A 22987-nucleotide genomic window follows, 5' to 3' on the forward strand; every position below is an offset into this window, starting at 1 on the left:
ACGCTGAGCTTGCTTGGGGCGGCCCTGCGCGCGCTCATGCAACTTGTCCTTGCGGCAGATACCCGTCCAGCTTGGCCAGGTGCGCCTGCCAGCTGAACTGGCGCAGGACGCGTTCACGCGCCTGCTGGCCGATCGCCTGCGCGCGGGTGGGCGCGCTGAGCAACGCGTGGAGCAGTTCGAGGTAGTCGGCGGCGCTGTCGGCCGAGAGCAGGTCCTGGCCGGCGAGCACGCCGTCGGCGCCCAGCGCCTCGACGCAGCTGCGTGCCGCCACGACGGGCCGGCCCACGGCCATCGCCTCGAGGATCTTGTTCTGAACGCCGCGCGCCAGGCGCAGCGGCGCGACGACAGCCGCCGCGTGCTGCAGGTAGGGCCGCACATCGGGCACCGTGCCGGTCACGCGCACCGCGTCGCCCGCCAGCGCCAGCACCGCGGGCGTCGGCGCACGGCCGACGATGGTGAAGCGCAGCGTCGGCCAGCGTTGGCGCAGCTGCGGCAGCACCTCGGCCGCGAACCACTGCACCGCATCGACGTTGGGCCAGTAGTCCATCGCGCCGGTGAAGACCAGCGGCAGCTCGTCCGCCGCGAACGGGTTCGCCTGCTGCGGCAGCGGGGCGAAGTAGCCGCTGTCGACGCCGTTGCCCAGCGCCTCGACCGGCGCGCCGGTGGCCGACAGGCGCTGGAACAGCGCCTTCTCGCCCTCGGTGACGAAGAACGAGCAGCGGGCCTGTTCCGCGACGCGGCGCTCGTAGGCCAGCAGCTCGCGGCCCTCGCGCCGGTACAGCCACGACATCGGCCAGCGGTTGGCCTTGGCGTAGTCGGTCCACTTGGCCGAGTCCACGTCGACGAAGTCGATCAGCATCGGCACCGGGCCGGCGACGGCCCGCAGCTGCTCGGCATACTGCGCCATCGTCGACGAGAACACGACGATCGCGTCGAAGCGCTGCGTCTTGGCGATCTGCGCGATCCAGTCGCGCATCGCGCGGTGGCGGTAGTACGGCAGGCTCAGCGCCTCGCCGGTCGCCAGGCCGCGCAGGCTGGCCACGCGCGCCAGCAGCGGGTTGAGGTCGGCGGCGAAGAGCTGCTCGCACTGCGCCTGCAGCGCGGGCACGTGGGCCCAGTCCTCGGCGTCGTCGACGAAGGTGCCCAGCCAGACCTTGTGATGCGCGGTCAGGTGCTTGAGCAGGTGGTACGAGCGCAGCTTGTCGCCCTTGTTGGGCGGGTACGGCAGCCGATGGACCAGGTAGAGGATGTTGGCCATGCGTCGTCCTCAGCCCAGGCTGCGCACGATGTGCGGACCGAGCCAGTTGGCGACGGCGATCGGCAGCTTGCGCCAGGCCTTGATCATGAGCTGGTACTTGGCGTTGCTGGGGTTGTTCTGCGGCACGCTGTCGCGCCGGTAGAGGCAGTACTCGTAGTGCAGCGGCGTCGGCTCGAAGCCCCAGTTCTTCTTGAACGAATAGCTGCCGGTGCCCTGCTTGCTGCGCCCGTAGTCGAAGACCTTGAGCCCGCGGGCGCAGGCGCGGCGCATCAGCTCCCAGTACTTGAAGTCGTTGGCGGCCAGGTCGCGCGCGGCGACCGCATCGCCGGCGTAGTACGGCAGCACCTCGTCGCGGAAGTAGAAGCTCAGCACGCCGGACAGCGGCTGGCCCTGCGGGCTGCTGACGATCAGCACCTCGGCGGCGTCGCCGAACTCGTCCAGCAGCGCCTGGAAGTAGCGCTTGGGCATCGCGGGCGTGCCGTGGCGATGGACGTTGTCCGCGTAGAGCGCGAAGAAACGCGACACGTCGCGGTCGATCTCGGCCTTCAGTTCGTTCTTGATGCCCTTGCGGACCATCGCGCGCTGCTTGCGCGGGATGGCCAGCATGTTGGCTTCCTCGTCCTCGAGGATCTCCTTGCGGAAGGTCACGTAGAGGTCCTGGTGCGGCCAGTCCTCGTGACGGCGCTGGACGTTGCGGAACTCCAGGTGGTCCGGATCCAGGGTCTTGCACAGGCTTTGCGCCATCTGCTCCAGATGGTCGGCCGCCTCCAGGCTGTCCGCCGCCACGCCGCCGTAGACGGCGAAGGGCAGGCTCACCAGCGCATGGCCGAACAGGCGGCTCTTGACCTGGGCCAACGGCAGTACGCCTTCGATGCGGCCGTCGCGCTCGGCGTAGAGGAAGAAGCACCGGTGCTTGAACTGACGGCTGATGATGCGTTGCCAGCCGGACAGGTGAAAGAAGGTGGCGTAGGCGCAACCGCGGACGAACTCGTCCCAGCGCCGCGCGGTCGCGCTGTCCGCGATGTCGAGTTGACGGACCTCGAGCAGGCCCGCCGCGGTCGCGCCGACGGCGGTCGGCGCGGCCACGTCCGTGGCGACGCCCGGAATCGACGGTGCGGCCGCGCTCATGCCGCCAGCCGGTCCGTGCCGGCCTGCGGCAGGAAGATCTCGTCCATCCGCGCCCAGGCGAAGTCGCCCAGCAGTTGCTCGATGCGCGACTCGGTGCGGCCGATGTTGACGTAATGGCGGAAGCGCGTCTTCGCGTCGATGCCGGGGATGCGTGGCTGTTCCGGATCGATCTCCCAGGGGTGGAAGTAGAAGACCGCGCTGCGGCCTTCGATGCGGTTGAAGCGTTCGATCATCCAGCGCGACACGCCGTAGGGCAGCAGCCGGAACCAGCCGCCGCCGCTGCTCGGATAGTTCTTGCCGCGCCAGCGCAGCGTCGTCACCGGCACCTCGATCAGGCCCGGGCGCACTTCGTAGGCGAAGCGCGGCGAATCGGGCATGCCGTAGTGGTCGTGCTCGATCGGGTAGACGCTGGAGCTGTAGCGGTAGCCGCACTCGGCCAGCACGTCGAAGGCCCAGAGGTTGTCTTTGCCGATCGAGAAACTCGGCGCGCGATAGCCCTTGACCTCGACGCCGCCCAGGTCCTCGAGCAGCGCCTTGGCGTCGCCGACGTCCTTCAGGAAGGCGGCGCGATCCAGATCGCTGGCGCGCTCGTGGCCGAAGCCGTGGCTCGCGAGTTCATGCCCTCGCGCGACGATCTCGCGCACGATCTGCGGATAACGCTGCGCGATCCAGCCCAGCGTGAAGAAGGTGGCCTTGACGCCCTTGGCGTCCAGCAGATCGAGGATGCGCGCGATGTTGCGCTCGACGCGGCACTCGCGCGCGTCCCACTCGCCACGGGCGATGTAGGGCGCGAAGGCGGAGACCTGGAAGTAGTCCTCGACGTCGATGCTCATCGCGTTGCGGATCTTGTTCATCGCATCGCTCCCACGAGTTTCTGCAGCAGCGCCAGCGTCTGCTGGTTGATCCGTTCCAGGCGCATCAGGCTGTCCTCGATGCGCTGCAGGCGCGTCTCCTGGCCGTCCAGGTTCAGGCCCGCGAGTCCGTCGGCCAGTGCGCCAAGTTCCCCGTTCAGTCCGCCGCCCTGCGCCACGCGCGAACGCAGCCGCGTCAGGTCCAGGTCGACCGCGAGGTCGCCCTCGGACGCATGGCCGTTGATCTCCGACCCGTGCACCGCCGGCGCCGGCGCGGACGCCGACTCGGCGGACAGGTCCTGCACGACCTCTTCCACGTCGGCCGCGGTCAGGTGCGGGTTCTCGTGCATGAAGCCCAGCAGCAGCAACCGGTCGCACAAGGTGTTGATGCGGCGCGGAATGCCGTGGCTGGCGCGGTGCAGCGCGGTGAAGGCGTCGGCGTCGAAGCTGGGCTTGTCGGCGGCGCCGGCGCACTTGAGCCGGTGCTCGATGTAGCGCTGCGTGTCTTCCTCGTCGAGCGGACCGATGTGGCAGCTCGCCGCGATGCGCTGGCGGAACTGCTCCATCTCGGGCCGCTGCAGGATGCCGCGGAACTCCGGCTGCCCGACCAGGAAGGTCTGCACCAGCGACTGGTTGCCGAACTGGAAGTTGGACAGCATGCGCAGTTCCTCGACCGCGCGCGCGGTCAGGTTCTGCGCCTCGTCGACGATCAGCAGGCAGCGCTTGCCGCGGCTGGCCTCGCTGACGAAGAAGGCCTCCAGCGCCATCAGCACTTCGCTCTTGGGCAGGTCCTTGACCCGCACGCCGAAGGCGGCGCCGACCAGGCGCAGCGTGTCCTCGGCGTCCAGCTGCGTGGTGACGATGTTGCCGATGACGACGTTGCTGCGGTTCAGGCTGTCCAGCAGCCCGCGCACCAGCGTCGTCTTGCCGGCGCCGATCTCGCCGGTGATGACGATGAAGCCGTCGCTGCGCAGCACCCCGTAGTCGAGGTAGGCCTTGGCGCGGCGATGCTGCTTGCTGCCGAAGTAGAAGCTGGGGTCGGGACTGAGCTGGAACGGCTTGCTGGCCAGCCCGTAGAAGGCCTCGTACATGTCGGTGACTGCTTAAAAGCGCTGGGTCAGCGATGCGTAGATCGCGTGTTCCTGATAGCTGGTGGCGAACAGGCTGGTGTCGTCGAACCTGGTCTGGCGCAGGCCGAAGGCCGCGTCCGTGCGCGGGCCCAGCCGGTAGGTGGCGTTGGCGGTCAGCGTGCGCATGTCGTTGCCGCCCACGCCGCCGTCGCCGCGCGAGTTCTGCCGCGAGTAGCTGAGGTTGGCGTTGGCCAGCGGGGTGAGCCGATAGCCCACCGACACCGTCGCGCCGCGCTGGCGCACGCGGTCCGTCAGCGCCAGGTCGCCGCTGCCCACGCCCAGCGGCGAGTTGATGAGGCGGCGGCTGTTGTTGTCGTTGCCGCTGAGCGTGACCGTCATGCGCGGTCCGGTCCAGATCAGCGACAGGTCGCTGCGCCGCTGCAGCGACGCGGTGTTGCTCAGGAAGCCGGTGCCGCTGAACGAGTTCGGGTCCAGGCCCAGCGCGGCCAGCAGCCCGCGGACGAAGGCATCGCGCTTGACCGGATCGGGCTCCAGGCTGCCGAACTGCAGGTCCAGCAGCTGGTAGTTGGTCGCCTGGGTCGGCGTCTCGCCGGTGCTGACGCTCTGGCTGCTGTTGGCCCGCACCGAGAACTGCGCCATGCGGTGCTCGAAGCTCAGGTTGTGGCTGTCGCCGTAGCTGTGGTGCTGCCAGTCGGCCGAGAACTTGGTCCGCGGTCCCGGCGACCAGCGCAGGTTGGCGCCGTAGACGGAGGTCGTCTCGGGTCCGAAGTAGTCGCTGCGCTCGCGACCGCCGGTGAGGCCGACGCCCCAGTCGACGTCGGGCACCCAGTTCAGCGACGCGATCACGCTGGTGGTGCGGTAGTCGATGCCGGTCTGCTCGAAGTGCATGCGCGACGTCGACGCGTTCAGGCCCCAGTTGAGTTCACGGCCGGCGGGACCGAACAGGTTCAGCGACAACGCGCCTTCCTTGCTGTTGCCGCTGCCGCCGGCGGCACCGGTGCCGCCCTCGCTGGAATCGCGCATCTGGCCCATCGCCCGCAGTTCGAAGCCCGCGAAGCTGCCCAGCCGGCCGCGCCAGTACGGCGAGACCTGCAGCGTGCGCGTCTCCGTGCGGTTGGGGTTGTCCAGCGTGCCGTCCGGCGACTGCTGGCCGAAGGCCGAGACCGTCTGCTGGCTGATGTTGCCGGTGACGTCGACGAACAGCGCCGACTGCACCAGTTCCGCCGTGATGCGGGTACTCAACTGGTTCTGCAGCCGCGCGTCGCGGTCGCTCTTCGTGTAGACGATGCCGTCGAGCGTGTAGTCGAAGCTGCCCCGGATCGCGCCGGTGGTGCTGGAGATGGTCAGACCGGGCGACACCGTCGTGATGAACGCGCGATCGCGCGAGTTGTCGGGCGACAGCGCCAGGTTGTCGGTCCAGGTCTCGGAGACGCTGACCCGCGGCGTGAACGCGATGCCCTTGCGCGAGCCCGCGGCACTGGTGCCGTCATCCTGGGCGGCGGCCGGCGTCTGCGCCAGGGCCGCGGCCAGACCCATCGCCGCCAGACAGGCGACTCGGACCGGAGACAGCGGCCGGCGGCGGAGGTCGTTGGCCCGCGTCATCGTGTCAGGCCCGATCCGGGCCGGCGGCCGGGCTGGGCGCGGCGTCCGGCGCATGGCCCTGCCCGTCCGCGCTGCCGTACCCATAACCGTAGCCGTAGCCGTAGCCGTAGCCATAGCCATAACCGCTGCTGCGCTTGTTGCTGGCCTGGTTGAGCAGCAGCATCTTCAGCGGGCAGTGCTCGATCGCGGCGACCGCCTGCTGCACGGCGCTCTGCGGCGTGCGCTCGGCCTGCACGACGATGACGATCTGGCCCATGTGCGTGGCCAGGACCCGGGACTCGGTGGTCAGCAGCAGCGGCGGGCTGTCGAAGATGATGATCCGGTCCGGATAGCGCTTGGCCATGTCGTCCAGCAGCGCGGTCATCGCATCGCTGGCCAGCAGCTCCGTGGCGCGCGCATGCGGGCGGCCGCTGGGCAGCAGCGTCAGCTTGTCGACGTTGGTCTTGAGCAGGACGCTGGCCATGTCGGCCTCCTTCTCCAGCACGTCGAGCAGGCCGGGGCCGGGCGGCAGGCCCAGCATGCGCAGCATCGACGGGCGGGCGACGTCGGCGTCGACCAGCATCACGGTGCTGTCGAACTCGGCCGCGATCGACATGGCCAGGTTCAGCGAGGTGAAGCTCTTGCCCTCGCCGGGCAGCGCGCTGGTCACCATGATCAGGTTGGCGTGATTGAGCGACGAGGCGCCCTTGTTCATCGCGTTGCGGATCAGCGGGCGCTTGATGTTGCGGTACTGGTCCGCCATCACGGTGCGCGGCGCGTTCGGCGTCAGGAAACCCTGGGCGGCGAGCGCCTCGAGGTCCAGGTCGACGCGCTTGGAGGTCACGTCGCCGGGGGTGCGGATCACCGCCGGCACGGCAGCCGGCAGCACCACCGGTGCGACCGCGGGCGCCACGTGAGGCGCCGGCGGCGCGGTCGCGGGCACGGTCGCCGGTGCGGCGGCCGTGGCCAGGCCGACGTCGACGCCGGCCTGCTTCAGTTGTTCCAGCCGCGCGGCGGCTTGTTCGATCAGGCTCGTCATGCGAAAGCTCCCCTCACCCGGCCTGGCGGCTGATCCAGATGGCCATGCCGATCAGGCCGACCGCGTACAGGCTGACCAGGCTGCCCGACGCGACACCGAAACGCAGCAGGTCCACCTTCTGGCGACGCCGGTCCTCGCGCGTCTCCTGGCGCGACACGGCGCCCAGGATCGGCAGCTCCAGGCGGTGGCGCAGCTCGTTGAGGTCGTGGAAGACCGGACGGATCTGGCTGGCGGCGAAGGCCGTGACCAGGCCGGCCAGCGCCGCCACCACCAGACCGGCGGCCAGCAGCATCAGGCGGTTCGGCGACACCGGCTTGGGCGACGCGCGTGGCGGGTCGATGATGCGGAAATCGGCGACGCCGGAGGTGTTGTCCAGGTCGGTCGACAGAGAGGCCGACTCGCGGCGCTCGACCATCTCCTGGTAGTTCTTCTTGATGATGTCGTAGTCGCGGTTCAGCTGCGAGAACTCCGCCTCCAGTTGGGGCGCCAGCTTGATCGAGCCTTGCGCGGAGGCGTAGCGCGAGCTGTACTCGTCGACGCGGGCGCGGATCTGCGCGACCTCGACTTCCTTTGCCGCCAGGATGCGGGCCAGCTCCTGGTTGGCCAGGCTGTCGTTGGGGCCGCCGGTCGGCACCGGATTGGCCAGCGCGGCCTTCTGCAGCTCGGCGACCTCCTTGCGGCGCTGCTCTTCCAGATCGCGGATCTGGCGCTTGACGTTGACGATGTCCGGGTGCGCGTCGGTGTAGCGCTGCTGCAGCTGGTCCAGGTTGCGCTTGAGCTCGACGATGCGGTTGTCCAGCTCGGGCGTCGCGAACTTCTGCGCGCTCTCCTGCATCAGGCTCTGCAGGCTGGTGCCGGGCTGGCTACGCTTGCGCTCGGCCTCGATCTGCTGGCGCGCGGCGTCGCGGGCGTTGACGGCCTCGCGCAGTTGCAGGCGGGCGGCCTCGAGCTGGTTGCTGGTCTCGGCCAGGCGCGCGGCGGCGTCCTTGCCGTCGGCCTGCGTCAGCTGCAGGTTGCGCAGGCGGAATTCCTTGCGGCGCGCCTCGGCCTCCTCGAGCTTGGTCTCGTAGGTCTTGATCTGCTCGTTCAGGAAGGTCGCGGCGGTCGTGCTGTCCTTGCGGTTGGCGCCCAGGCTGGACTCCATGAAGATCGACAGCAGCGAGGCCACGACCTTCTTCGACGTCTCCGGCGACGAGTCGCGGTAGGACAGCAGGTACAGGTTGTTGGCCGAGTTGCCGGCGGTCTGGATCGACAGGTTGCGGGTGACGCGGTCGATCAGCGCGTCCTGGTCGGACTTGCTGGTGGCCTTCAGGTCCAGGTCGGCCATGCGCACCAGCTTCTCGACGTTGGGCCGGCTGATCAGCGTGCGGCTGAGCATGTTGACCTGCTGCTCGGTGTTGGACAGCACGGCCATGCCGGACATCAGCGGCTTGAGGATCGACTGCGTATCGACGTAGACGCGCGCGCTGGCCTCGTAGCGGTCGGGCACCACGAACACGACGACGGCCGCGGCGATGGCGGTCAGCCACGACGCGATCAGGCCCGGCCAGCGGTAGCGCCACATCCGCTTGAACACGGCCATCAGTTGCGCGATGAGGGAATCCATGCGGCGATCTCGGTTGCACCGGCGGGAGCGCCGGCGGGGCCCGGTTCGGGGCGGGCCGATACTGCGGGAAATGCGGGAAATGCGGGCAACGATCCGGGTCTCGCCCCCTGGCCGACCCCGGCGCCCCGGCGGGCCGCGCGCGCGGCCTTCCGGGCAAAGGTCAGAAGAAGCTCTGCGGAATGATCAGGATGTCGCCGGGACGCATCTCGACGTTGGCGGACACGTCGCCGCGACGGATCAGGTCCTTGAGGCGCACCGAGTACTGCTTGTTGCCCTCGGCGGTCCGCAGGATGGAGGCGGAGTTGCCGGCGGCGAAGTCGGTCAGGCCGCCGACGGCGATCATCACGTCCAGCAGCGTCATCTTCTGCTTGTAGGGCAGGAACATCGGCTTGGCGGCTTCGCCGACGACGCGGATCTGCTCGCTGTACGGGCCGACGAAGCTGGTCACGATCACGGTCACCACCGGATCGCGCACGTACTTGCCGAGCTGCTTCTCGATGTCGCGGGCGACCTCGACCGAGTTCTTGCCCTGCACCTGCAGCTCATCGATCAGCGGGGCGGCGATCTTGCCGTCGGGGCGGACCGGCACCGTCAGCGACAGCTCCGGGTTGCGCCACACGATGATGTTGAGCTGGTCGCCGGCACCGACGACGTAGCTGTAGTCCGCCTGCGAGGCGGCGACCGGCGCGGGCGGCAGGTTGCCGGTGGTCGAGCAGCCGGCGAGCGCCGCGGCGGCGGCCAGCAACGCGGCGTGCGCCGCCTTGACGGAAGCGATCTTCAATCCAGTGTTCTTCACCATGTCCACCCCTCTGGAAGCTGACCGGATTGCACCTCAGCGCGCACGGGTGTGGAACCCCCTGGACTGAGGGCGATCCCTCCCTGACGTGAGCGATTTCCGTGCTAGCGGATCCGCCTTGGGAACCGCCCGGATACACCCCCGAAACAACTCGGCGCGAAGGCGCTTCGAAATCCCCCCGGGAAACCTCATGACGGCGTCATGGAAAACCCGCAAGCGGGAGGCCTCAGACGCTATTTCCCGCGCAGCACCGGCTTGATCAGCGCAATCAGCAAGCGCTGCAGCGGATGGGCATTTCCCCAAGGCCGCCAGGTGTGCTTGAGCCGGCCGCGATAGGCGTCGAAATGCAGGCCCCACGGCGCGGCGCGCAAAGCGCCGCGATTCAGCAGCAGCTTCAGCACGCTGGTGCCCATCAGGCCCGCGCACAACTCGCAGGCCATGCCGGTGGAGGGTCCTCGCTTCTCCTTGAAATTCACGGCCTCGGGCGCGACCAGATACTGGCGGCTGAGCATCGCCGGCGATACCCCGGCGATGAAGCGCGCATATTGATCCTCGTGGTCGCGACCCTCGACCTGGAAATAGTCCTCGAAACTCATCCCGGTCGGGCTGAAGTACAGGAAGGCGGTGCCCATGCCCAGAGGCGCGGCGGTCATCGCGGGGATGCCCAGCTCACGACAGCGGCGGAAAACCTTGCGGCGCACCTCGAGGACGAAGAAGTCGAGGCTGTCGACATACACGTCGACCCCTTTCAGGAACTCGTCGAGGTTGGCGTCGGTGACGCCCTCGCGGAAAAGACGGATGTCGCTTTCCGGATTGATGTCGCGGGCCATTTCCGCGACCACGTCGATCTTCGGGCGGCCCATCGACGACATGAATGCCGCCGCCTGGCGATTCATGTTGTGGACGTCGAACTCATCGAAGTCGGCGATATTGAAATTGGCGATTCCCAGACGCGACAGCGTCAGCACATGGGCACCGCCGACGCCGCCCAATCCGGCCACCGCCACGCGCGCCCGCCGCAAGCGCTGCTGTTCGTCCTTCGTGACCCAGCCGATATTGCGCGAGAACGCGCGGTCGTAATCGAAGACGAAACCGGAAGGAGTGTCTCGCGTCATGGGGTCTCCCTTTTATTCGAATCGCGCCGCCGCCGGATCGCACGAAATCGGTTCGCACAGCGCAGGCGAGGAGTATGCGCCCGCGCCATGACGGCAAAACGCTGAAAGCATCCTCGCCGGGCATCGCGCCAAGGACGCCCGGCCTGGCCCCTCCCCCCCCTTGACACCCCCCGATATGCGGGCCAGACCGCTGTCGAAAAACTTGACAGGACCCGTCGAGGATTCCCGCATCAGAATGTTAAGTCATTGATTTAAAAAGATGAAAGTGCGCTGGCACGGTTGTCGCTTTGATGTCCGCCAAGAAGCCGGCACGTGCCGCTTCCTAACGTGCTTCTGGCAAGACGCATCCTCAAGGAGAGACACATGTTCAAGCAAGCAAAGCTCGCACTGGCAGCGATGACGCTGGCAGCCGCGACGTTGCCGGCGATGGCAGCACCGCTGTACATCAACACCGGGCAGGACTTCAATCCCGAGCCCAACGGCTCGACGAACACCACGGTGTTCGACCAGCTGGGTTACAGCGGGACGCTGGCGACCTCGATCTACCTGGGTTCCCCGGCCACCCCCGGCACCACGGTGATCGACACCAACATTCCGTCGGTGATGAACTTCTACGGCTTCTCGGCCGGCACGCATCCCACGCTGTCGGGCGGTTCCGCTTCGTTCAACTACCCGAACGCGCCGGCACAGACCAACATCGACTCGCTGAACAACCCGGTCAACCCGACCGACCTGAACGGCTTCGTCGGCGGCGTGGGCTTCCCGGCCTACGGCTTCGGCAACGTCGGCGGCCTGGGCGGCGCCTGGGGCCTGACCTACTCGTACCAGATCGTCGGTACGACCGTGGACTCCACCGGCGACGGCGTGTCGGACTACGTGTCCTACACCAGCGGCGTCTTCAGCGTGTTCTATCAGAGCGCCGCGACGGATCCGAACAACGGCAAGGAAGTCCTGCGCCTGATCGTCACGGGTTCGGACATCCAGCTGACCAACCTGAATGTCAAGGGCTATGTCGACTACAGCTACGCTGGCGGCGACACCTTCATCCAGAACTTCTTCAACTCCGGCGAAGGCCTGGGCTCGCTGTACAGCAACTGGCTGAACAACAGCATCTCGGTGAGCTGGGTGCTCGACACCAACGTCGATCCCCCGATCCCGACCCCGGACCAACTGTGGAACTCCGGCAGCGGCCTGATCCGTCAGTCGACCCTGGACGGCTCGCTGGTCATCAACGTGCCGGAACCTGGCACGCTGGCCCTGGTCGGCCTGGCCCTGGCGGGCGTGGGCTTCGCCCAACGCCGCCGCGCCCTGCGCAAGTAATCAGCCTCGGCTGAATGCGAAAGCCGCCCCTCGGGGCGGCTTTTCCTTTTCCGATTCCTCTTCCCGCTCAACGCAGCGGCGTCACCACGCCGCGCCCTTGCGACCAGATGATCGCCACGACCTGCTGCGCGTCGTAAAGCGCGTTCACGTGCGCGATGCGGTTCGAGTAGTAGTCGCCCTCCGCCGCCATCACGTCGAACAGCGAGCGCTTGCCGAGCTGCTGCCACTGCTGCAGCGTGAAGCCGCGGACGCGTTCGCTGCTGCGCAGGATGTCGACCAGGCGGCGCGAACGGTCGAGCGACGAGGACGCGGCCTCGTACATCTCCTGCACGCGGTAGCGCTTGGCTTCGATCGTCTCGTCACGCTGCAGCGAGGCCGCCTGCGCGCGTCGCCGCGCCGAGGTCAGCGCCGAGTCGGCGCCCGGCTGCACGATCGGGATGTTGACCGTGACGCCGCCGATCCAGTCGGTCTGCCGCGCCTGGCCGATCGTCGAATTCCCGCTGACCAGCAGGCTCACGCTGGGCTGCTGCCCGGCGCGCACCGATTCCGCGTAGCTGCGCTGCGCCTGGGCCTGCGCCGCGGCCGCCGACACGTCGGGCGACACCATCACGTCGGCCAGCATCTCGTTGAGATCGGGCAGGCGGGCCAGCACGGCACTCATCGCCGCGCCGCGCGGCAGATCGTCGCCGACGAAGCGCTTCAGCCTCACCTCGGTCTGACGCAGCGCCGAGGTCGTCTGCTCATACGACAGGTCGGCCTGCTGCAGACTCTTCTGCGCCTGCACCAGCTCGCTGGCGCGGCCGCGGTCGGCCTTGGTGATGATCTCCAGGGCCTCGACCAGGCAGGACATCTTGCGAACGTACTGGCTGTAGACCTGCGCCTGCAATTGATAGCGCCCGCGGTCCAGCGCCAGCGACACGGTCTGGAGGGCGACCTGCTCCTCGGCGCTCGACTGCCCGTAGCGCGCGGCCTCGAGCAGTTGCGAGCGCCATTCGGTGAGCTTGGTGATGCGGCCGGAATCGTAGATCGGCGCGGTCACGCTCAACGAGCCGCGCCCTTGCAGGCCGCTGGAGTTGTCGATCGAGCCGTTGCCCGGCACGACGGTGCCGGTGTGACCGGCCGTGATGCCCATCGTCACCGTCGGCAGGCGCTGCGACTTGGCTTCCTCGAAGTCGGCCTCGGCCGCCAGCGTGAGCAGCCGCGTCGCGCCCAGCGCCTTGCTGCGGTTGAGCGAGCGGTTGACGAGGTCCTGCAGCTGGGCGCGCGGATCGGAGTCGCCGACATCCAGCAGCGCCGTGTCCTTGGCGGACAGCTGCGCGGGCGGCAGCGTGCGCTCGTCCGAACAGCGGCTGGGCGGCGGATCCTGCGCCCAGGCGGACGCGCTGAACGCGCAGAGCGCCGTCAGGACGACGGTCGCGCCGGCGCTCAGTCGGAAGGAGGAGATCGAGGCGCGCCGCAGGTTGCGGCGCCGGGTGGTGTCGGTCATGGTCACGCGTACTGCAAGCAATTTCCCATGCCTCAACTGGACCATTCCAGCGGGAAATCGAAGCGCCGATAAGCGGCGCGCAACCGGACTGTTTCAGCCCTGACTCAGCGCTCTCGCAGCGCTTCCTTGGACTTCAGCATCGGCCGCAGCAGATAGCTCAGGACGGAGCGCTCGCCGGTGCGGATGTCCACCATCGCCGTCATGCCGGGGATGACCGGCAGCGGCTCGCCCTTGGCGCGCAGCGTGTTGCGCTCGGCCGTGATGAGCACGCGGTAGTAGGTGCCTTCGTTGTTCTTCTCGGTCTCGCCGAGCGCGTCGGGGCTGACGTACTCGATCTTGCCGTGCAGGCCGCCGTTGACGTTGAAGTCGTAGCCGTTGAGCTTGACGATGGCCGTCTGCCCGACCTGGATGTAGCCGATGTCCTTGGGCTTGATGCGCGCCTCGATCAGGATGCGCGGGCCGATCGGGACGATCTCCATGATCGGCGTGCCGGACGTGACGACGCCGCCCACCGTGTTCATCTTGATGTTCTTGACCAGGCCCTTGACCGGCGACTTCAGCACCGAGCGCGTGACCGCGTCGCGGCGCACGACGAGCTGTTCGTCCAGCTGCGCGAGGTCGGTCTGCGCCTTCGACAGTTCGGAACTCGAGTCCTGGCGGAAGCGGCTGATGCGCTCGTTGCGCTGCTGCTGCAGCTCGTTGACCTGGCGGGTGACGCGCATCACCTCGACGTTGGACATCAGACCCTTGGACGCCATGTCCTGCGCCATCTTCTGCTCGGTGGCGAGCAGCCCGATGCTGCGGTTGATGCTGGCGGTCGCCTCCTCGAGGACGCGGCGGCGGGTGTCGAAGACCTCGGTCTCGCTGTCGACCAGGCGCTGCACACCTTTGACTTCGTCGGGGAATTTCAGCGGCACGCCCAGCGCCTCGGCGCGCAGGCGGGAGACCTGCGCCATCAGACCCAGACGCTTGGCCTGGCTCTCGTTCTCGGCGGCCTCGGCGCGGGTCGGGTCCAGCTCGGCCAAGGCCTCGCCAGCCTCGACTTCCTCGCCTTCATGGACCAGCAGCTTGCCCAGCGTGCCCGACTCCAGGCTGGCGATCACCTGCTCCTTGCCGTCGGGCACGATGCGCGCGTCGCTGCGGGTGACCTCGTCGACCGTCGCGATCGACGACCAGGCCAGCCCCACCAGCAGCACCGCCGCCATCAGGTAGAGCGCCCAGACGGCGCGCGGCAGCGGCTCGTCGATCAGCGCCGACTGGACGCTGCCGACGAACAGGCCTTCTTCGCGGCTGAGGGTGCGGGACTGCGACATGGGGCGGACTTCTTCAGATCGGACGTCGGACGGCCATCACACCGACGCGGCGCGGTTCACCGCCTGCGCGGCCGGATGGACGTGAACGGGCGCGGCCTGCGGCTGCTGGCCCGGTTGCGGTTGCTGCTGCTGCGGCTGGCCGGGCGGGCGGGCGCCGGAGAGCGCCGCCAGGACCTGGTCGCGCGGACCGTCCATGACGAGGCGACCGGTGTCGACGACGACGATGCGCGACACGAGTTCCAGCACCGCCGGACGGTGCGTGACCATGATCAGCGTGCAGTCGCCGGCGGCGTCGCGCAGCTGACGGAGGAAGGCGATCTCGGACTGGGCGTCCATCGAGCTGGTCGGCTCGTCCATCAGCAGGATCTGCGGCTTGGTGACCAGGCTGCGCGCAAGCGCCACCAGCTGGCGCTGGCCGCCGGAGAGCAGCGAACCCATCTCGCCTACCGGCAGGTCCCAGCCCATCGGGTGACCGGCCACCACACGGTCCAGGCCCGTGAGCTTGGCCACCTCGACGAGCCGCTGCGCATCGACGTGACGCCCCATCAGGACGTTGTCGCGCAGCGTGCCGTGGAACAGCCGCGGCTCCTGCGACACGAAACCGACCTTGCTGCGGAACTCGGCCGGATCGACCTGGCGCAGGTCGATGCCGTCGATCTCGACGTGACCCTCGGTCGGCTGGTACAGGCCGGCCAGCATGCGCAGCACGGTCGACTTGCCGCTGCCGATGCGGCCCAGGATCGCGAGTCGCTCGCCCGGTTGCACGCGCATGGTGACGTTGCGCAGCACCTTGGGCGACTGCGCGTCGCCTTGCGCCGGGTACGAGAAGCCGATGTCGTTCAAGCCGATGCGGCCGGTGATCTGGTTCAGCGGGACGTAGTTGCGGGTGGAGTCGCGCTCCACCGGCGCGCTCATCACTGCGTTCAGCGACAGCATCGCCGCGCGGGCGCCCTGGTAGCGGGTCGCCAGGCTCACGAGGCTGTTCAGCGGCACCGTGGCGCGGCCGGCGAACATGACCGCGCCGATCAGCGCACCGGCGCTGATCACGCTCTCGTTGATCAGGTAGACGCCCCAGACCAGCATCACGAGGTTGATCGCCTGCTGCATGGTCATCGAGATGTTCATGCTCCAGCTGGCCATCGTGCGGGCCTTGAGCGCGGACTCGGCGACGATGGCGGTGCTGTGCTCGTAGCGGCGCAGGAAGCGGCCTTCGGCGCCGGTGGTCTTGAGGTCCTCGAGGCCTTCCAGCGCCTCGACCAGCGTGCCGTGCAGGTCGGCCGCCTCGGTCATGTTGGTGCGCATCGCGCGGCGCAGGTAGCCCTGGATGCCGAAGCTCATCAGCAGCATCAGCGGGATCGCCGCCATCAGCACCCAGCCCAGCGGGCCGCCGATGACGAAGGTCATCACGACGAAAAGCACCACGAACGGCAGGTCTGTCAGCACCGACATCGTGGCCGAGGTGAAGAAGTCGCGCACGACTTCCACCTGCGCCAGGTAATGCGCATAGGAGCCGGCCGACGCGGGGCGGTGCTCCATCCGCACCCCCAGCGTCTGGCGGAACAGCTTGGCGCCGACGAGCAGGTCGGTCTTGCGGCCGGCCAGGTCGATCAGGTGAGCGCGCAGCTGGCGCGCGAAGAGGTCGAAGACCAGCGCCAGGCCGGCGCCGACGGCCAGCGTCCACAGCGTGACGAAGGCCTGGTGCGGGATGACCTTGTCGTAGATGACCGAGGTCACCAGGCCCGACACCAACATCAGCACGTTGCTCAGCAGCGCGGCGAGCATCGCCGAGCGGTAGTACGGGATGAAGCGTTTCAGCGTGCCGAACAGCCAGTGCGAATCGGCCTGCAGCAGCGGGGTGTCGTCTTTCGCGCCGGCGATCGGCTTGGCCTGCGAGACCTCCTGGGGAGCGATCGCGAGGATGAAGCCGCTGTACTCCTGGTCCAGCTCGGAGGCCGGGGCGACGCAGCTGGCGGCCTCGGGGCCGGGGAACACGACCTCGTAGCGGACGGCGCCCGAGCCGTCGTCGTCCAGGCGACGCACCAGCACGCAGGCGTCGCCGCCGTTGAGGAGCAGCACCGCGGGCAGCAGCAGCTGGTTGATTTCCTCGATGCCCTTGCGCAGCAGGCCGGCGTTGTAGCCGGCTTCGCGCATCAGGCGGATGGCCTGATCGGGGCTGAGCGCGCCTTCGACAGGCGCGCCGGCACGCAGCGATTCGACCGAGCGGGCGCGGCCATGATGCTGCGTCAGCCAGGACAGGCACTGCAGCAGCGGATCGACGGCCGGCTGCTGCGCCAGGTCCGCGAGCGGGTCGTGCGGCGCGTCCGGGATGCCGGGCGCACGCTGGCCATCCTCCGCGGCCAGGCGCAGGCCGGGGCCGCGGGCGCGCTGGTCACCGTCGAAGAAGGGGTCGTGCGGCCGGTTCATTGATCAAATCTTTTCAGTTTCAGCCTCGATGCGCGAGGGCCAATTGCTCGAATTCGCGCTCGATGTCACGAACGATCGCCGGCATGTCGAAAAGTGCGCTGTTGCGCCCTTCGTCCCGCAGGTAGCGCTTGTAGGACTTCGCACGGCCAGGATTGAGGCCGATCTGGATGGCGCGCTGGACGTATTCCTCGACCGAGAAGGTGACCAGGTCCGGCAGGCCCACGGCTGTCAGCAGGCTGCCGCACATGCGGGAGATGTAGCTGCGGCCGGAGCGGGTCAGGATCGGAGTGCCCATCCACAGGCAGTCGCTGGCGGTCGTGCCGGCGTTGTACGGGAAGGTGTCCAGCACCAGGTCCGGCAGCTGGAAGCGCGCCAGGTAGTCGGGCGGCGCCACGCGCGGGGCGAAGATCAGCCGCGAGGGATCGACGCCCGCGGACTCGGCCTCGCGCCGCAGGTTGGCCTTGGCCCACTCGTTGTCCGCCAGCAGCCACAGCACCGAGTTCGGCACGCCCTGCAGGATGCGCATCCAGGCGCCGAACATCTCGGCGTTCATCTTGTGGTTGTTGTTGAACGAGCAGAAGACGAAGGCGTCCTCGGGCAGCTCGTACTGGGCGCGCGTGGGGGTCGCCCCGATCTCGCGCTTGCGGTCGCTGACCTGATAGCAATGCGGCAGGTAAATGGGCTTTTCGCTGCAGTACGGCAGGTATTCGGCCGGCATCGTGAAGCGATCCGCCAGGATCCAGTCCACGCCAGGCAGCAGCGAGGTCGCCGGCAGGCCCAGGTAGCTGACCTGCACCGGCGCCGGCCGATGGGCCAGGATGTTGGGGCGCGCGCCGCTGGTCAGGCCCTGCAGGTCGACCAGCACGTCGATCCCCGCCTGCGCGATCAGCTTGGCGGCCGTGGCGTCGTCCATCGCGTTCAGGCGCCAGACCTTGTCCATGGACATCAGGATCCGCTTGCGCAGCGCGGTGCCATCGTCGCGGCTCCAGTCGAAGGCATGGATCTCGAACTTCTCGCGGTCGTGCAGCTCGTACAGCTCGGCGGTCAGCAGGCCGACGGCGTGCATGCAGAGGTCGCCGGACAGGTAGCCGATCTTGAGCTTCCCCTGCTGGCGCGCGGCCACGGAAACGGGATGGCGCCAGAGCGCCTCCTTTTGCTTCGTCACCTTCTCGTGGACGAAGCGCTGGGCGGCGCCCATCTGCAGCGCGGGATCGTCGGTGGCGCTCAGCGTCGCCAGCAACGAGGTGGCAATGAGCAGCCTGTTGTGTGTAACTTCGCCGAACGCCTCGTAAACCGGCCACTTGCACTGCTTCTGGCGGATGTGCACGTAATGCTGCATCACGTCCGTCTGCTCGGGATTGAGCGTGAGGCTGCGCACCATCAGCGCTTCCGATTCGTCGTAGCGGCGCTGCACTTCGAGCAGCCGGGCCGCGTTGTTCAGGGCATGCGTGCGCAGGCCGGTCTGGTCGGCGCCGAGCGCCTCCATCGGGCCGGCGCCCTCGTAGACCTCGCGCCAGGCGCCGAGGGCCTCGTCCACCCGCCCGAGGTGCTCCAGCTGATGACCGAGATTCAGACGGGCCTGGGCAAAGGTCGGGCTGATCGCCAGCGCCTGGCGATAGACCTGCTCGGCGCGCTCATGCTGCTGGATGTTGCCCAGCACGGTGCCCCAGTTGTACAGCGCCACCAGACGCGCGGCGGGCGGCTGGCCCTCCTGCGCGAGCCACGTCTCATAGAGATGGGCGGCGGCGTCGCCAAGATTCTGGCCCTGGAAGAAATTGCCCCGGTCCATCAGCTCCGGCAGCGGGAGCGAGCCCTCGCGGGCACGGGTCAGCAATTGCTCCCATTCCTGGGCCAGCGGGGCGGGAACGCTCAAGTTCGGCATGCTGGGGTGGGCGATGTCCATGTGATCGGGCTTTCGGGGCACGGTGGAGCGATCCGGCGGGCGCGGCCGGACACGCCGGCTCGGGCCCACGGGCCGCCTGTACGGGATTGTGTCCGTGCGTTCCCGGAAGCATCCCGGCAAATGGACGGTGCCGACCGCCCATTTCCCCGCCTGGGACCTCCGCCCTGGGCACGCCGCGGACACCGGCGACCCGCCCATTCAGCCCTTTATCGGCCGCCGGAGTGAGAACTTGAGCACGATTTGAGGCCCCCGTCACCGCCTTATTCGAGCTTCTTGTTACATGGCCGACTTCCACAATCGTCTCGCGATCCGGGCACTCAGAAGTCCGGACGCCGCGCGATAGAGCAAGCCCGCAAAGGGACGTCGAGGGACGCGCGTCCGATCAACCAGGACAAGAAGAACGCAGCCTATGAAAGCGATGCCGAGTCTGTCCCGTTGGGATGAGATCGTCGAAGCCGCGGAAGCGGTGGATTCCGTGGCGCCGGACGATTTCGAGACGCGGGCGGCAGAGACCCAGACCTGGACGGAACCGGCGGTCCGCCTCGGCGGTGCCGGCGGCGCGGCGATGAACGATGCGCCGACGCGGCGGCGCAACGGCGATTCCATCTTCCAGAGCCTGATGCGGCTGTGGCCCGGCGAAGGTCGCCGGCCCCAGGCCAGCGCCCGGGCGATGGCCCGGCTGCGCACAGCCTTCCGCGCCAGCGTCACCGACCTGACCGACGATGCCGATGTCGACACGCAGGAGCGCGTGCGCGCCCTGCTCCGGCACATCGTCCATGCCCGGCATCCGCAGGACCTGTGGCATCTGCGGACGGCGATCTACACGGAAGTGGCCCGGTGCGTCGACCAGGCGGAAGCCGAGGCGCGCCTGATCGCGCTCAATCGGCAGCTCGAGCAGGGGAAGAGCCTGCTGCGGCGGCTGTTGGGCTGACGCCCGCTGCGGCGGCCCGAGCGAAGGTCGCCATGGCATGGGGCCGCGGGCGGCAAGCGCCTGAACCCCAAGCCATGCCGCCCCCAACCACTGCCGTCCTTCGACGGTTTTGCGACTGAGGACTTCTGGGGGCCGGGTAGATGTGGCCCCGGGGCCGCTGGGCGACTTACTTCGGCTGACCCAGGAAATCCATCTTGCCCAGCGGCACGCCGGCGTGGCGCAGCAGTGCGTACAGCGTGGTGGCGTGGAAGAAGAAGTTGGGCAGGTTGAAGAAGCGGGTGAAGTCCTGCCCCTGGAACTGCAGCGGCTCCTTGTCGCGGCGCGGCACGCTGACCGCACGGGTCTCGGAGCCGTTGATCTGCTCGGCGCTGACCGACTTGATGAAGTCGCGCGTCTTCTGGATGCGCTGGATCAGCTCTTCCAGCGTGGCTTCGCTGTCGGGCCAGCTCGGCACCTCGATGCCGGCCAGGCGCGCGACGCCGCTCTTCGCGGCATCGCTGGCGATCTGGACCTGGCGCGGCAGCGGGAGCATGTCGGGCGCCAGGCGCAGCGTCAGGTAGACCGATTCGTCGAAGCCCTTGGCCAGGGCGTGATCGCGCGCGGTGCGGATCCAGGTCTGCATGTTGCTCAGCATGCGGTCGAACACCGGCACGGTGGCGGCGTACATGTCCATGGGAGTCTCCTTGTCTGGGATGGGGGGATGCGATGCGGGCGCGATGCTAGTGCCTGTTCCGATCTGTTGCACGACGCTCGCCCAATGGCCTTGGGGCGACCGTTTCAGGCGAGTAGGATCGGAGCCCGCACGCCTATGAACATCATCATCCTCGACGACTACCAGGACGCCGTGCGCAAGCTGCCTTGCGCCGCCAAGCTGGACGCGCTGAACGCCAAGGTCTTCACCAACACCGTCAAGGGCATCGGGCAGCTGTCGGTCCGGCTGCGCGACGCCGAAGTGCTGGTGACGATCCGCGAACGCACCCACTTCCCTCGCCAACTGCTGGAGAAGCTGCCCAAGCTGAAGCTGATCTCGCAGACCGGACGCGTCGGCAAGCACATCGACGTCGACGCCTGCACGCGGCTGGGCATCGCCGTGGCGGAAGGTGGCGGGTCACCGATCGCCCCCGCGGAGCTGACCTGGGCGCTGATCATGGCCGCGATGCGGCGGCTGCCGCAGTACATCTCCACGCTCAAGCACGGCGTGTGGCAGCAGTCGGGCCTGAAGTCCGGTTCGATGCCGCCGAACTTCGGCCTGGGCATGGTGCTGCGCGGCAAGACGCTGGGCATCTGGGGCTACGGCAAGATCGGCCAGCTGATCGCCGGCTACGGCAAGGCCTTCGGCATGCAGGTGCTGGTCTGGGGCAGCGAGGCCTCGCGGCTGCGCGCGCAGGCCGACGGTCATCAGGCCGCGGACAGCCGCGAAGCCTTCTTCGAACAGGCGGACGTGCTGACGCTGCACCTGCGGCTGTCGGACGAAACCACCGGCATCGTGAGCGCCGAAGACCTGGCGCGGATGAAGCCGACCTCGCTGTTCGTGAACACCTCGCGCGCGGAACTGGTCGCCGACGGCGCGCTGGTCTCCGGACTGAACCGCGGCCGGCCCGGCATGGCTGCGGTCGACGTGTTCGAGTCCGAACCGATCCTGCAAGGCCACCCGCTGCTCAGGCTCGAGAATGCCGTGTGCACGCCCCACATCGGCTACGTCGAGCAGGACAGCTACCAGATGTACTTCGACGCGGCGTTCGACAACGTCCTGAACTACATGGCCGGCAAGCCGAGCAACATCGTCAATCCGGATGTGCTGAAGGGGCACCGGTGAGCGCGGGGCCCTCCTCCACGCCGCCACCGTCCCCTGAAGGCGCCGAGCCAGGCGCCGCCGCCGCCGCGCCCGAACCCGCGCTCGCGCAACCCGAATCCCTCTCCCAGCTGTTCTGGGCCTTCACCTGGCTGGCGCTGCAGGGCTTCGGCGGCGTGCTGGCCGTGGCGCAGCGGGAACTGGTGGAGCGCCTGAACTGGATGACGCGCGAGGAGTTCGTCGAGACGCTCGCCGTCGCGCAGGTGCTGCCGGGGCCGAACATCGTGAACATTTCGCTGATGATCGGCGACCGCTTCTTCGGCCTGCGCGGTGCGATGGTCGCGCTGGCGGGAATGATGCTCTTCCCGGCCGTGATCGTGCTGATCCTGGCGGCCCTGTCCACGACCTGGCTGGCCTCGCCGCGCATGACCGGCGCGCTGCGCGGCATGGGGGCGGTGTCGGCCGGACTGATCCTGGCCACGGGCTTCAAGCTGCTGCCCTCGCTGAGGAAGAACCCGATCGGTCTGATGCCCGGACTGGCGCTCGCCGCGCTGGTCTTCGGCGCGACGGTCTGGCTCAAGCTGCCCTTGTTCTGGATCGTGCTGAGCGTCGGCGGACTGGGCATGACGCTGGCGCTGATCGCACTCAAGCGCAGCCGCGTGGGAGTGCGCACGTGAGCGTCGGCGCGCAGGTCGGTCCCCATGTCGTCGCGCACGTCGGCTGGACGCAGATGCTCGTCGGCACGCTGAGCTGGCCCGAGCTCGGCGCGCTGATGCTGCACTTCCTGATGCTGTCGCTGCTGTCCATCGGCGGCGCCATCACGACGGCGCCGGACATGCATCGCTACCTGGTGGATGAGCGGCACTGGCTGACGGACCAGAGCTTCACGAGTTCGATCGCCCTGGCGCAGGCGGCGCCGGGGCCGAACATCCTGTTCGTCGCGGTGCTCGGCTTCAACGTGTCGGGACTGCTGGGCGCGGCGGCGGCGATGGCCGGCATCCTGCTGCCGTCGACGACGCTGGTGGTCGCGGCCACGCGCTGGGCCCGCAACAACCGCGAGCACCTGGGCGTGCGCGCCTTCACCGTCGGCATGGCGCCGCTGACATTGGGCCTGATGATCGCGACGGGCTGGCTACTGGCCGCGCCCTACCTCGTGGAGCCGGACCACCGCTGGGCGACGCTGGCGATGATCGTCGCAACGGTGGTGCTCACGATGCGGACCAAGATCGGCATCGTGTGGCTGGTGCTGGCGGGTGGCGTGCTGGGAGCACTCGGGGTGGTCTAGCGGCGGCAGCTCTGCACCGGAGCGGGCATATCAGTCCGACCGGCACGCCTCGAATACGATGGACCGAT

General features: G+C 68.4%; 19 protein-coding genes. 5 read left to right on the plus strand and 14 right to left on the minus strand.

The features are described from left to right. Positions 1-34: 34 nt before the first annotated feature. The 9 genes from ACQ4L4_RS12105 to ACQ4L4_RS12145 form a co-directional block, all read right to left on the minus strand. On the minus strand, positions 35-1258 hold the full coding sequence (locus tag ACQ4L4_RS12105; RefSeq protein WP_431104466.1) for a TIGR03087 family PEP-CTERM/XrtA system glycosyltransferase: 1224 nt from the start codon (positions 1256-1258) through the stop codon (positions 35-37). Positions 1259-1267: 9 nt separating this feature from the next. Then, complete coding sequence (locus tag ACQ4L4_RS12110) at positions 1268-2386, minus strand: FemAB family XrtA/PEP-CTERM system-associated protein (RefSeq protein WP_431104467.1); 1119 nt, start codon at positions 2384-2386, stop codon at positions 1268-1270. Next, positions 2383-3240, minus strand: coding sequence for an XrtA system polysaccharide deacetylase (locus tag ACQ4L4_RS12115; protein ID WP_431104468.1), 858 nt, complete (start codon positions 3238-3240; stop codon positions 2383-2385). Before ACQ4L4_RS12115 ends, ACQ4L4_RS12110 begins: the two co-directional genes overlap by 4 nt. Beyond that, the gene (locus ACQ4L4_RS12120) at positions 3237-4328 is read right to left on the minus strand and encodes an XrtA/PEP-CTERM system-associated ATPase (RefSeq protein WP_431104469.1); all 1092 of its coding nucleotides are present in this window, start codon (positions 4326-4328) and stop codon (positions 3237-3239) included. The genes ACQ4L4_RS12115 and ACQ4L4_RS12120 overlap by 4 nt, the downstream gene beginning before the upstream one ends. Before the next feature lie 12 nt (positions 4329-4340). Further along, positions 4341-5930 carry a TIGR03016 family PEP-CTERM system-associated outer membrane protein gene (locus tag ACQ4L4_RS12125; protein ID WP_431104470.1) on the minus strand — a complete coding sequence of 530 codons (1590 nt, stop codon included), beginning with the start codon at positions 5928-5930 and terminating at the stop codon, positions 4341-4343. A 4-nt stretch (positions 5931-5934) separates the two neighbouring features. Further along, complete coding sequence (locus ACQ4L4_RS12130) at positions 5935-6948, minus strand: XrtA-associated tyrosine autokinase (protein ID WP_431104471.1); 1014 nt, start codon at positions 6946-6948, stop codon at positions 5935-5937. 13 nt (positions 6949-6961) lie between these two features. Then, a complete protein-coding gene (locus ACQ4L4_RS12135) occupies positions 6962-8554 on the minus strand; it encodes an XrtA system polysaccharide chain length determinant (protein ID WP_431104472.1) in 1593 nt (530 codons plus the stop codon). A gap of 160 nt (positions 8555-8714) precedes the next feature. Further along, positions 8715-9353, minus strand: a complete 639-nt coding sequence (locus ACQ4L4_RS12140) for an XrtA/PEP-CTERM system exopolysaccharide export protein (RefSeq protein WP_377153390.1) — start codon at positions 9351-9353, stop codon at positions 8715-8717. A gap of 230 nt (positions 9354-9583) precedes the next feature. Then, on the minus strand, positions 9584-10465 hold the full coding sequence (locus ACQ4L4_RS12145) for a ThiF family adenylyltransferase (protein ID WP_431104473.1): 882 nt from the start codon (positions 10463-10465) through the stop codon (positions 9584-9586). 363 nt (positions 10466-10828) lie between these two features. Here ACQ4L4_RS12145 and ACQ4L4_RS12150 point away from each other — a divergent pair, with 363 nt between their 5' ends. Beyond that, on the plus strand, positions 10829-11785 hold the full coding sequence (locus tag ACQ4L4_RS12150) for a PEP-CTERM sorting domain-containing protein (protein WP_431104474.1): 957 nt from the start codon (positions 10829-10831) through the stop codon (positions 11783-11785). A 67-nt stretch (positions 11786-11852) separates the two neighbouring features. Here ACQ4L4_RS12150 and ACQ4L4_RS12155 read toward each other — a convergent pair whose 3' ends face one another. The 4 genes from ACQ4L4_RS12155 to ACQ4L4_RS12170 all read right to left on the minus strand — a co-directional run bounded on the left by ACQ4L4_RS12155 (position 11853) and on the right by ACQ4L4_RS12170 (position 18881). Then, entirely contained in the window at positions 11853-13271 is a 1419-nt protein-coding gene (locus ACQ4L4_RS12155; RefSeq protein WP_431104475.1) for a TolC family protein, read from the minus strand. A gap of 104 nt (positions 13272-13375) precedes the next feature. Further along, a complete protein-coding gene (locus ACQ4L4_RS12160) occupies positions 13376-14584 on the minus strand; it encodes an HlyD family type I secretion periplasmic adaptor subunit (RefSeq protein ID WP_377153381.1) in 1209 nt (402 codons plus the stop codon). 36 nt (positions 14585-14620) lie between these two features. Then, the gene (locus ACQ4L4_RS12165; RefSeq protein ID WP_431104476.1) at positions 14621-17008 is read right to left on the minus strand and encodes a type I secretion system permease/ATPase; all 2388 of its coding nucleotides are present in this window, start codon (positions 17006-17008) and stop codon (positions 14621-14623) included. A gap of 19 nt (positions 17009-17027) precedes the next feature. After that, positions 17028-18881, minus strand: a complete 1854-nt coding sequence (locus tag ACQ4L4_RS12170; RefSeq protein WP_431104477.1) for a tetratricopeptide repeat protein — start codon at positions 18879-18881, stop codon at positions 17028-17030. Between the two features lie 439 nt (positions 18882-19320). On the opposite strand from ACQ4L4_RS12170, the gene ACQ4L4_RS12175 reads away from it, so the two are divergent. Then, complete coding sequence (locus ACQ4L4_RS12175; RefSeq protein ID WP_431104478.1) at positions 19321-19842, plus strand: hypothetical protein; 522 nt, start codon at positions 19321-19323, stop codon at positions 19840-19842. Positions 19843-20008: 166 nt separating this feature from the next. Here the strand turns inward: ACQ4L4_RS12175 and ACQ4L4_RS12180 are convergent, their stop codons facing one another. Then, the gene (locus ACQ4L4_RS12180) at positions 20009-20515 is read right to left on the minus strand and encodes a DUF1993 domain-containing protein (RefSeq protein ID WP_431104479.1); all 507 of its coding nucleotides are present in this window, start codon (positions 20513-20515) and stop codon (positions 20009-20011) included. A gap of 135 nt (positions 20516-20650) precedes the next feature. Here ACQ4L4_RS12180 and ACQ4L4_RS12185 point away from each other — a divergent pair, with 135 nt between their 5' ends. The 3 genes from ACQ4L4_RS12185 to ACQ4L4_RS12195 are packed head-to-tail and all read left to right on the plus strand — an operon-like array spanning position 20651 to position 22919. Next, on the plus strand, positions 20651-21658 hold the full coding sequence (locus ACQ4L4_RS12185; RefSeq protein WP_431104480.1) for a D-2-hydroxyacid dehydrogenase family protein: 1008 nt from the start codon (positions 20651-20653) through the stop codon (positions 21656-21658). Further along, the gene (locus ACQ4L4_RS12190) at positions 21655-22311 is read left to right on the plus strand and encodes a chromate transporter (RefSeq protein WP_431104481.1); all 657 of its coding nucleotides are present in this window, start codon (positions 21655-21657) and stop codon (positions 22309-22311) included. Before ACQ4L4_RS12185 ends, ACQ4L4_RS12190 begins: the two co-directional genes overlap by 4 nt. Further along, entirely contained in the window at positions 22308-22919 is a 612-nt protein-coding gene (locus tag ACQ4L4_RS12195; RefSeq protein WP_431104482.1) for a chromate transporter, read from the plus strand. Before ACQ4L4_RS12190 ends, ACQ4L4_RS12195 begins: the two co-directional genes overlap by 4 nt. Positions 22920-22987 lie beyond the last annotated feature (68 nt).

The organism is Roseateles noduli, assembly GCF_050626985.1.
Taxonomy (GTDB): Bacteria; Pseudomonadota; Gammaproteobacteria; order Burkholderiales; family Burkholderiaceae_C; genus Roseateles; species Roseateles noduli_A.

Coding starts and splice junctions, on each gene's coding strand:
- ACQ4L4_RS12105 (WP_431104466.1), bottom strand. CDS start 1,258: ATGGCCAACATCCTCTACCTGGTCCATCGGCTGCCGTACCCGCCCAAC.
- ACQ4L4_RS12180 (WP_431104479.1), bottom strand. CDS start 20,515: ATGGACATGTACGCCGCCACCGTGCCGGTGTTCGACCGCATGCTGAGC.
- ACQ4L4_RS12125 (WP_431104470.1), bottom strand. CDS start 5,930: ATGACGCGGGCCAACGACCTCCGCCGCCGGCCGCTGTCTCCGGTCCGA.
- ACQ4L4_RS12150 (WP_431104474.1), top strand. CDS start 10,829: ATGTTCAAGCAAGCAAAGCTCGCACTGGCAGCGATGACGCTGGCAGCC.
- ACQ4L4_RS12135 (WP_431104472.1), bottom strand. CDS start 8,554: ATGGATTCCCTCATCGCGCAACTGATGGCCGTGTTCAAGCGGATGTGG.
- ACQ4L4_RS12175 (WP_431104478.1), top strand. CDS start 19,321: ATGAAAGCGATGCCGAGTCTGTCCCGTTGGGATGAGATCGTCGAAGCC.
- ACQ4L4_RS12145 (WP_431104473.1), bottom strand. CDS start 10,465: ATGACGCGAGACACTCCTTCCGGTTTCGTCTTCGATTACGACCGCGCG.
- ACQ4L4_RS12185 (WP_431104480.1), top strand. CDS start 20,651: ATGAACATCATCATCCTCGACGACTACCAGGACGCCGTGCGCAAGCTG.
- ACQ4L4_RS12160 (WP_377153381.1), bottom strand. CDS start 14,584: ATGTCGCAGTCCCGCACCCTCAGCCGCGAAGAAGGCCTGTTCGTCGGC.
- ACQ4L4_RS12120 (WP_431104469.1), bottom strand. CDS start 4,328: ATGTACGAGGCCTTCTACGGGCTGGCCAGCAAGCCGTTCCAGCTCAGT.
- ACQ4L4_RS12165 (WP_431104476.1), bottom strand. CDS start 17,008: ATGAACCGGCCGCACGACCCCTTCTTCGACGGTGACCAGCGCGCCCGC.
- ACQ4L4_RS12115 (WP_431104468.1), bottom strand. CDS start 3,240: ATGAACAAGATCCGCAACGCGATGAGCATCGACGTCGAGGACTACTTC.
- ACQ4L4_RS12130 (WP_431104471.1), bottom strand. CDS start 6,948: ATGACGAGCCTGATCGAACAAGCCGCCGCGCGGCTGGAACAACTGAAG.
- ACQ4L4_RS12110 (WP_431104467.1), bottom strand. CDS start 2,386: ATGAGCGCGGCCGCACCGTCGATTCCGGGCGTCGCCACGGACGTGGCC.
- ACQ4L4_RS12140 (WP_377153390.1), bottom strand. CDS start 9,353: ATGGTGAAGAACACTGGATTGAAGATCGCTTCCGTCAAGGCGGCGCAC.
- ACQ4L4_RS12155 (WP_431104475.1), bottom strand. CDS start 13,271: ATGACCGACACCACCCGGCGCCGCAACCTGCGGCGCGCCTCGATCTCC.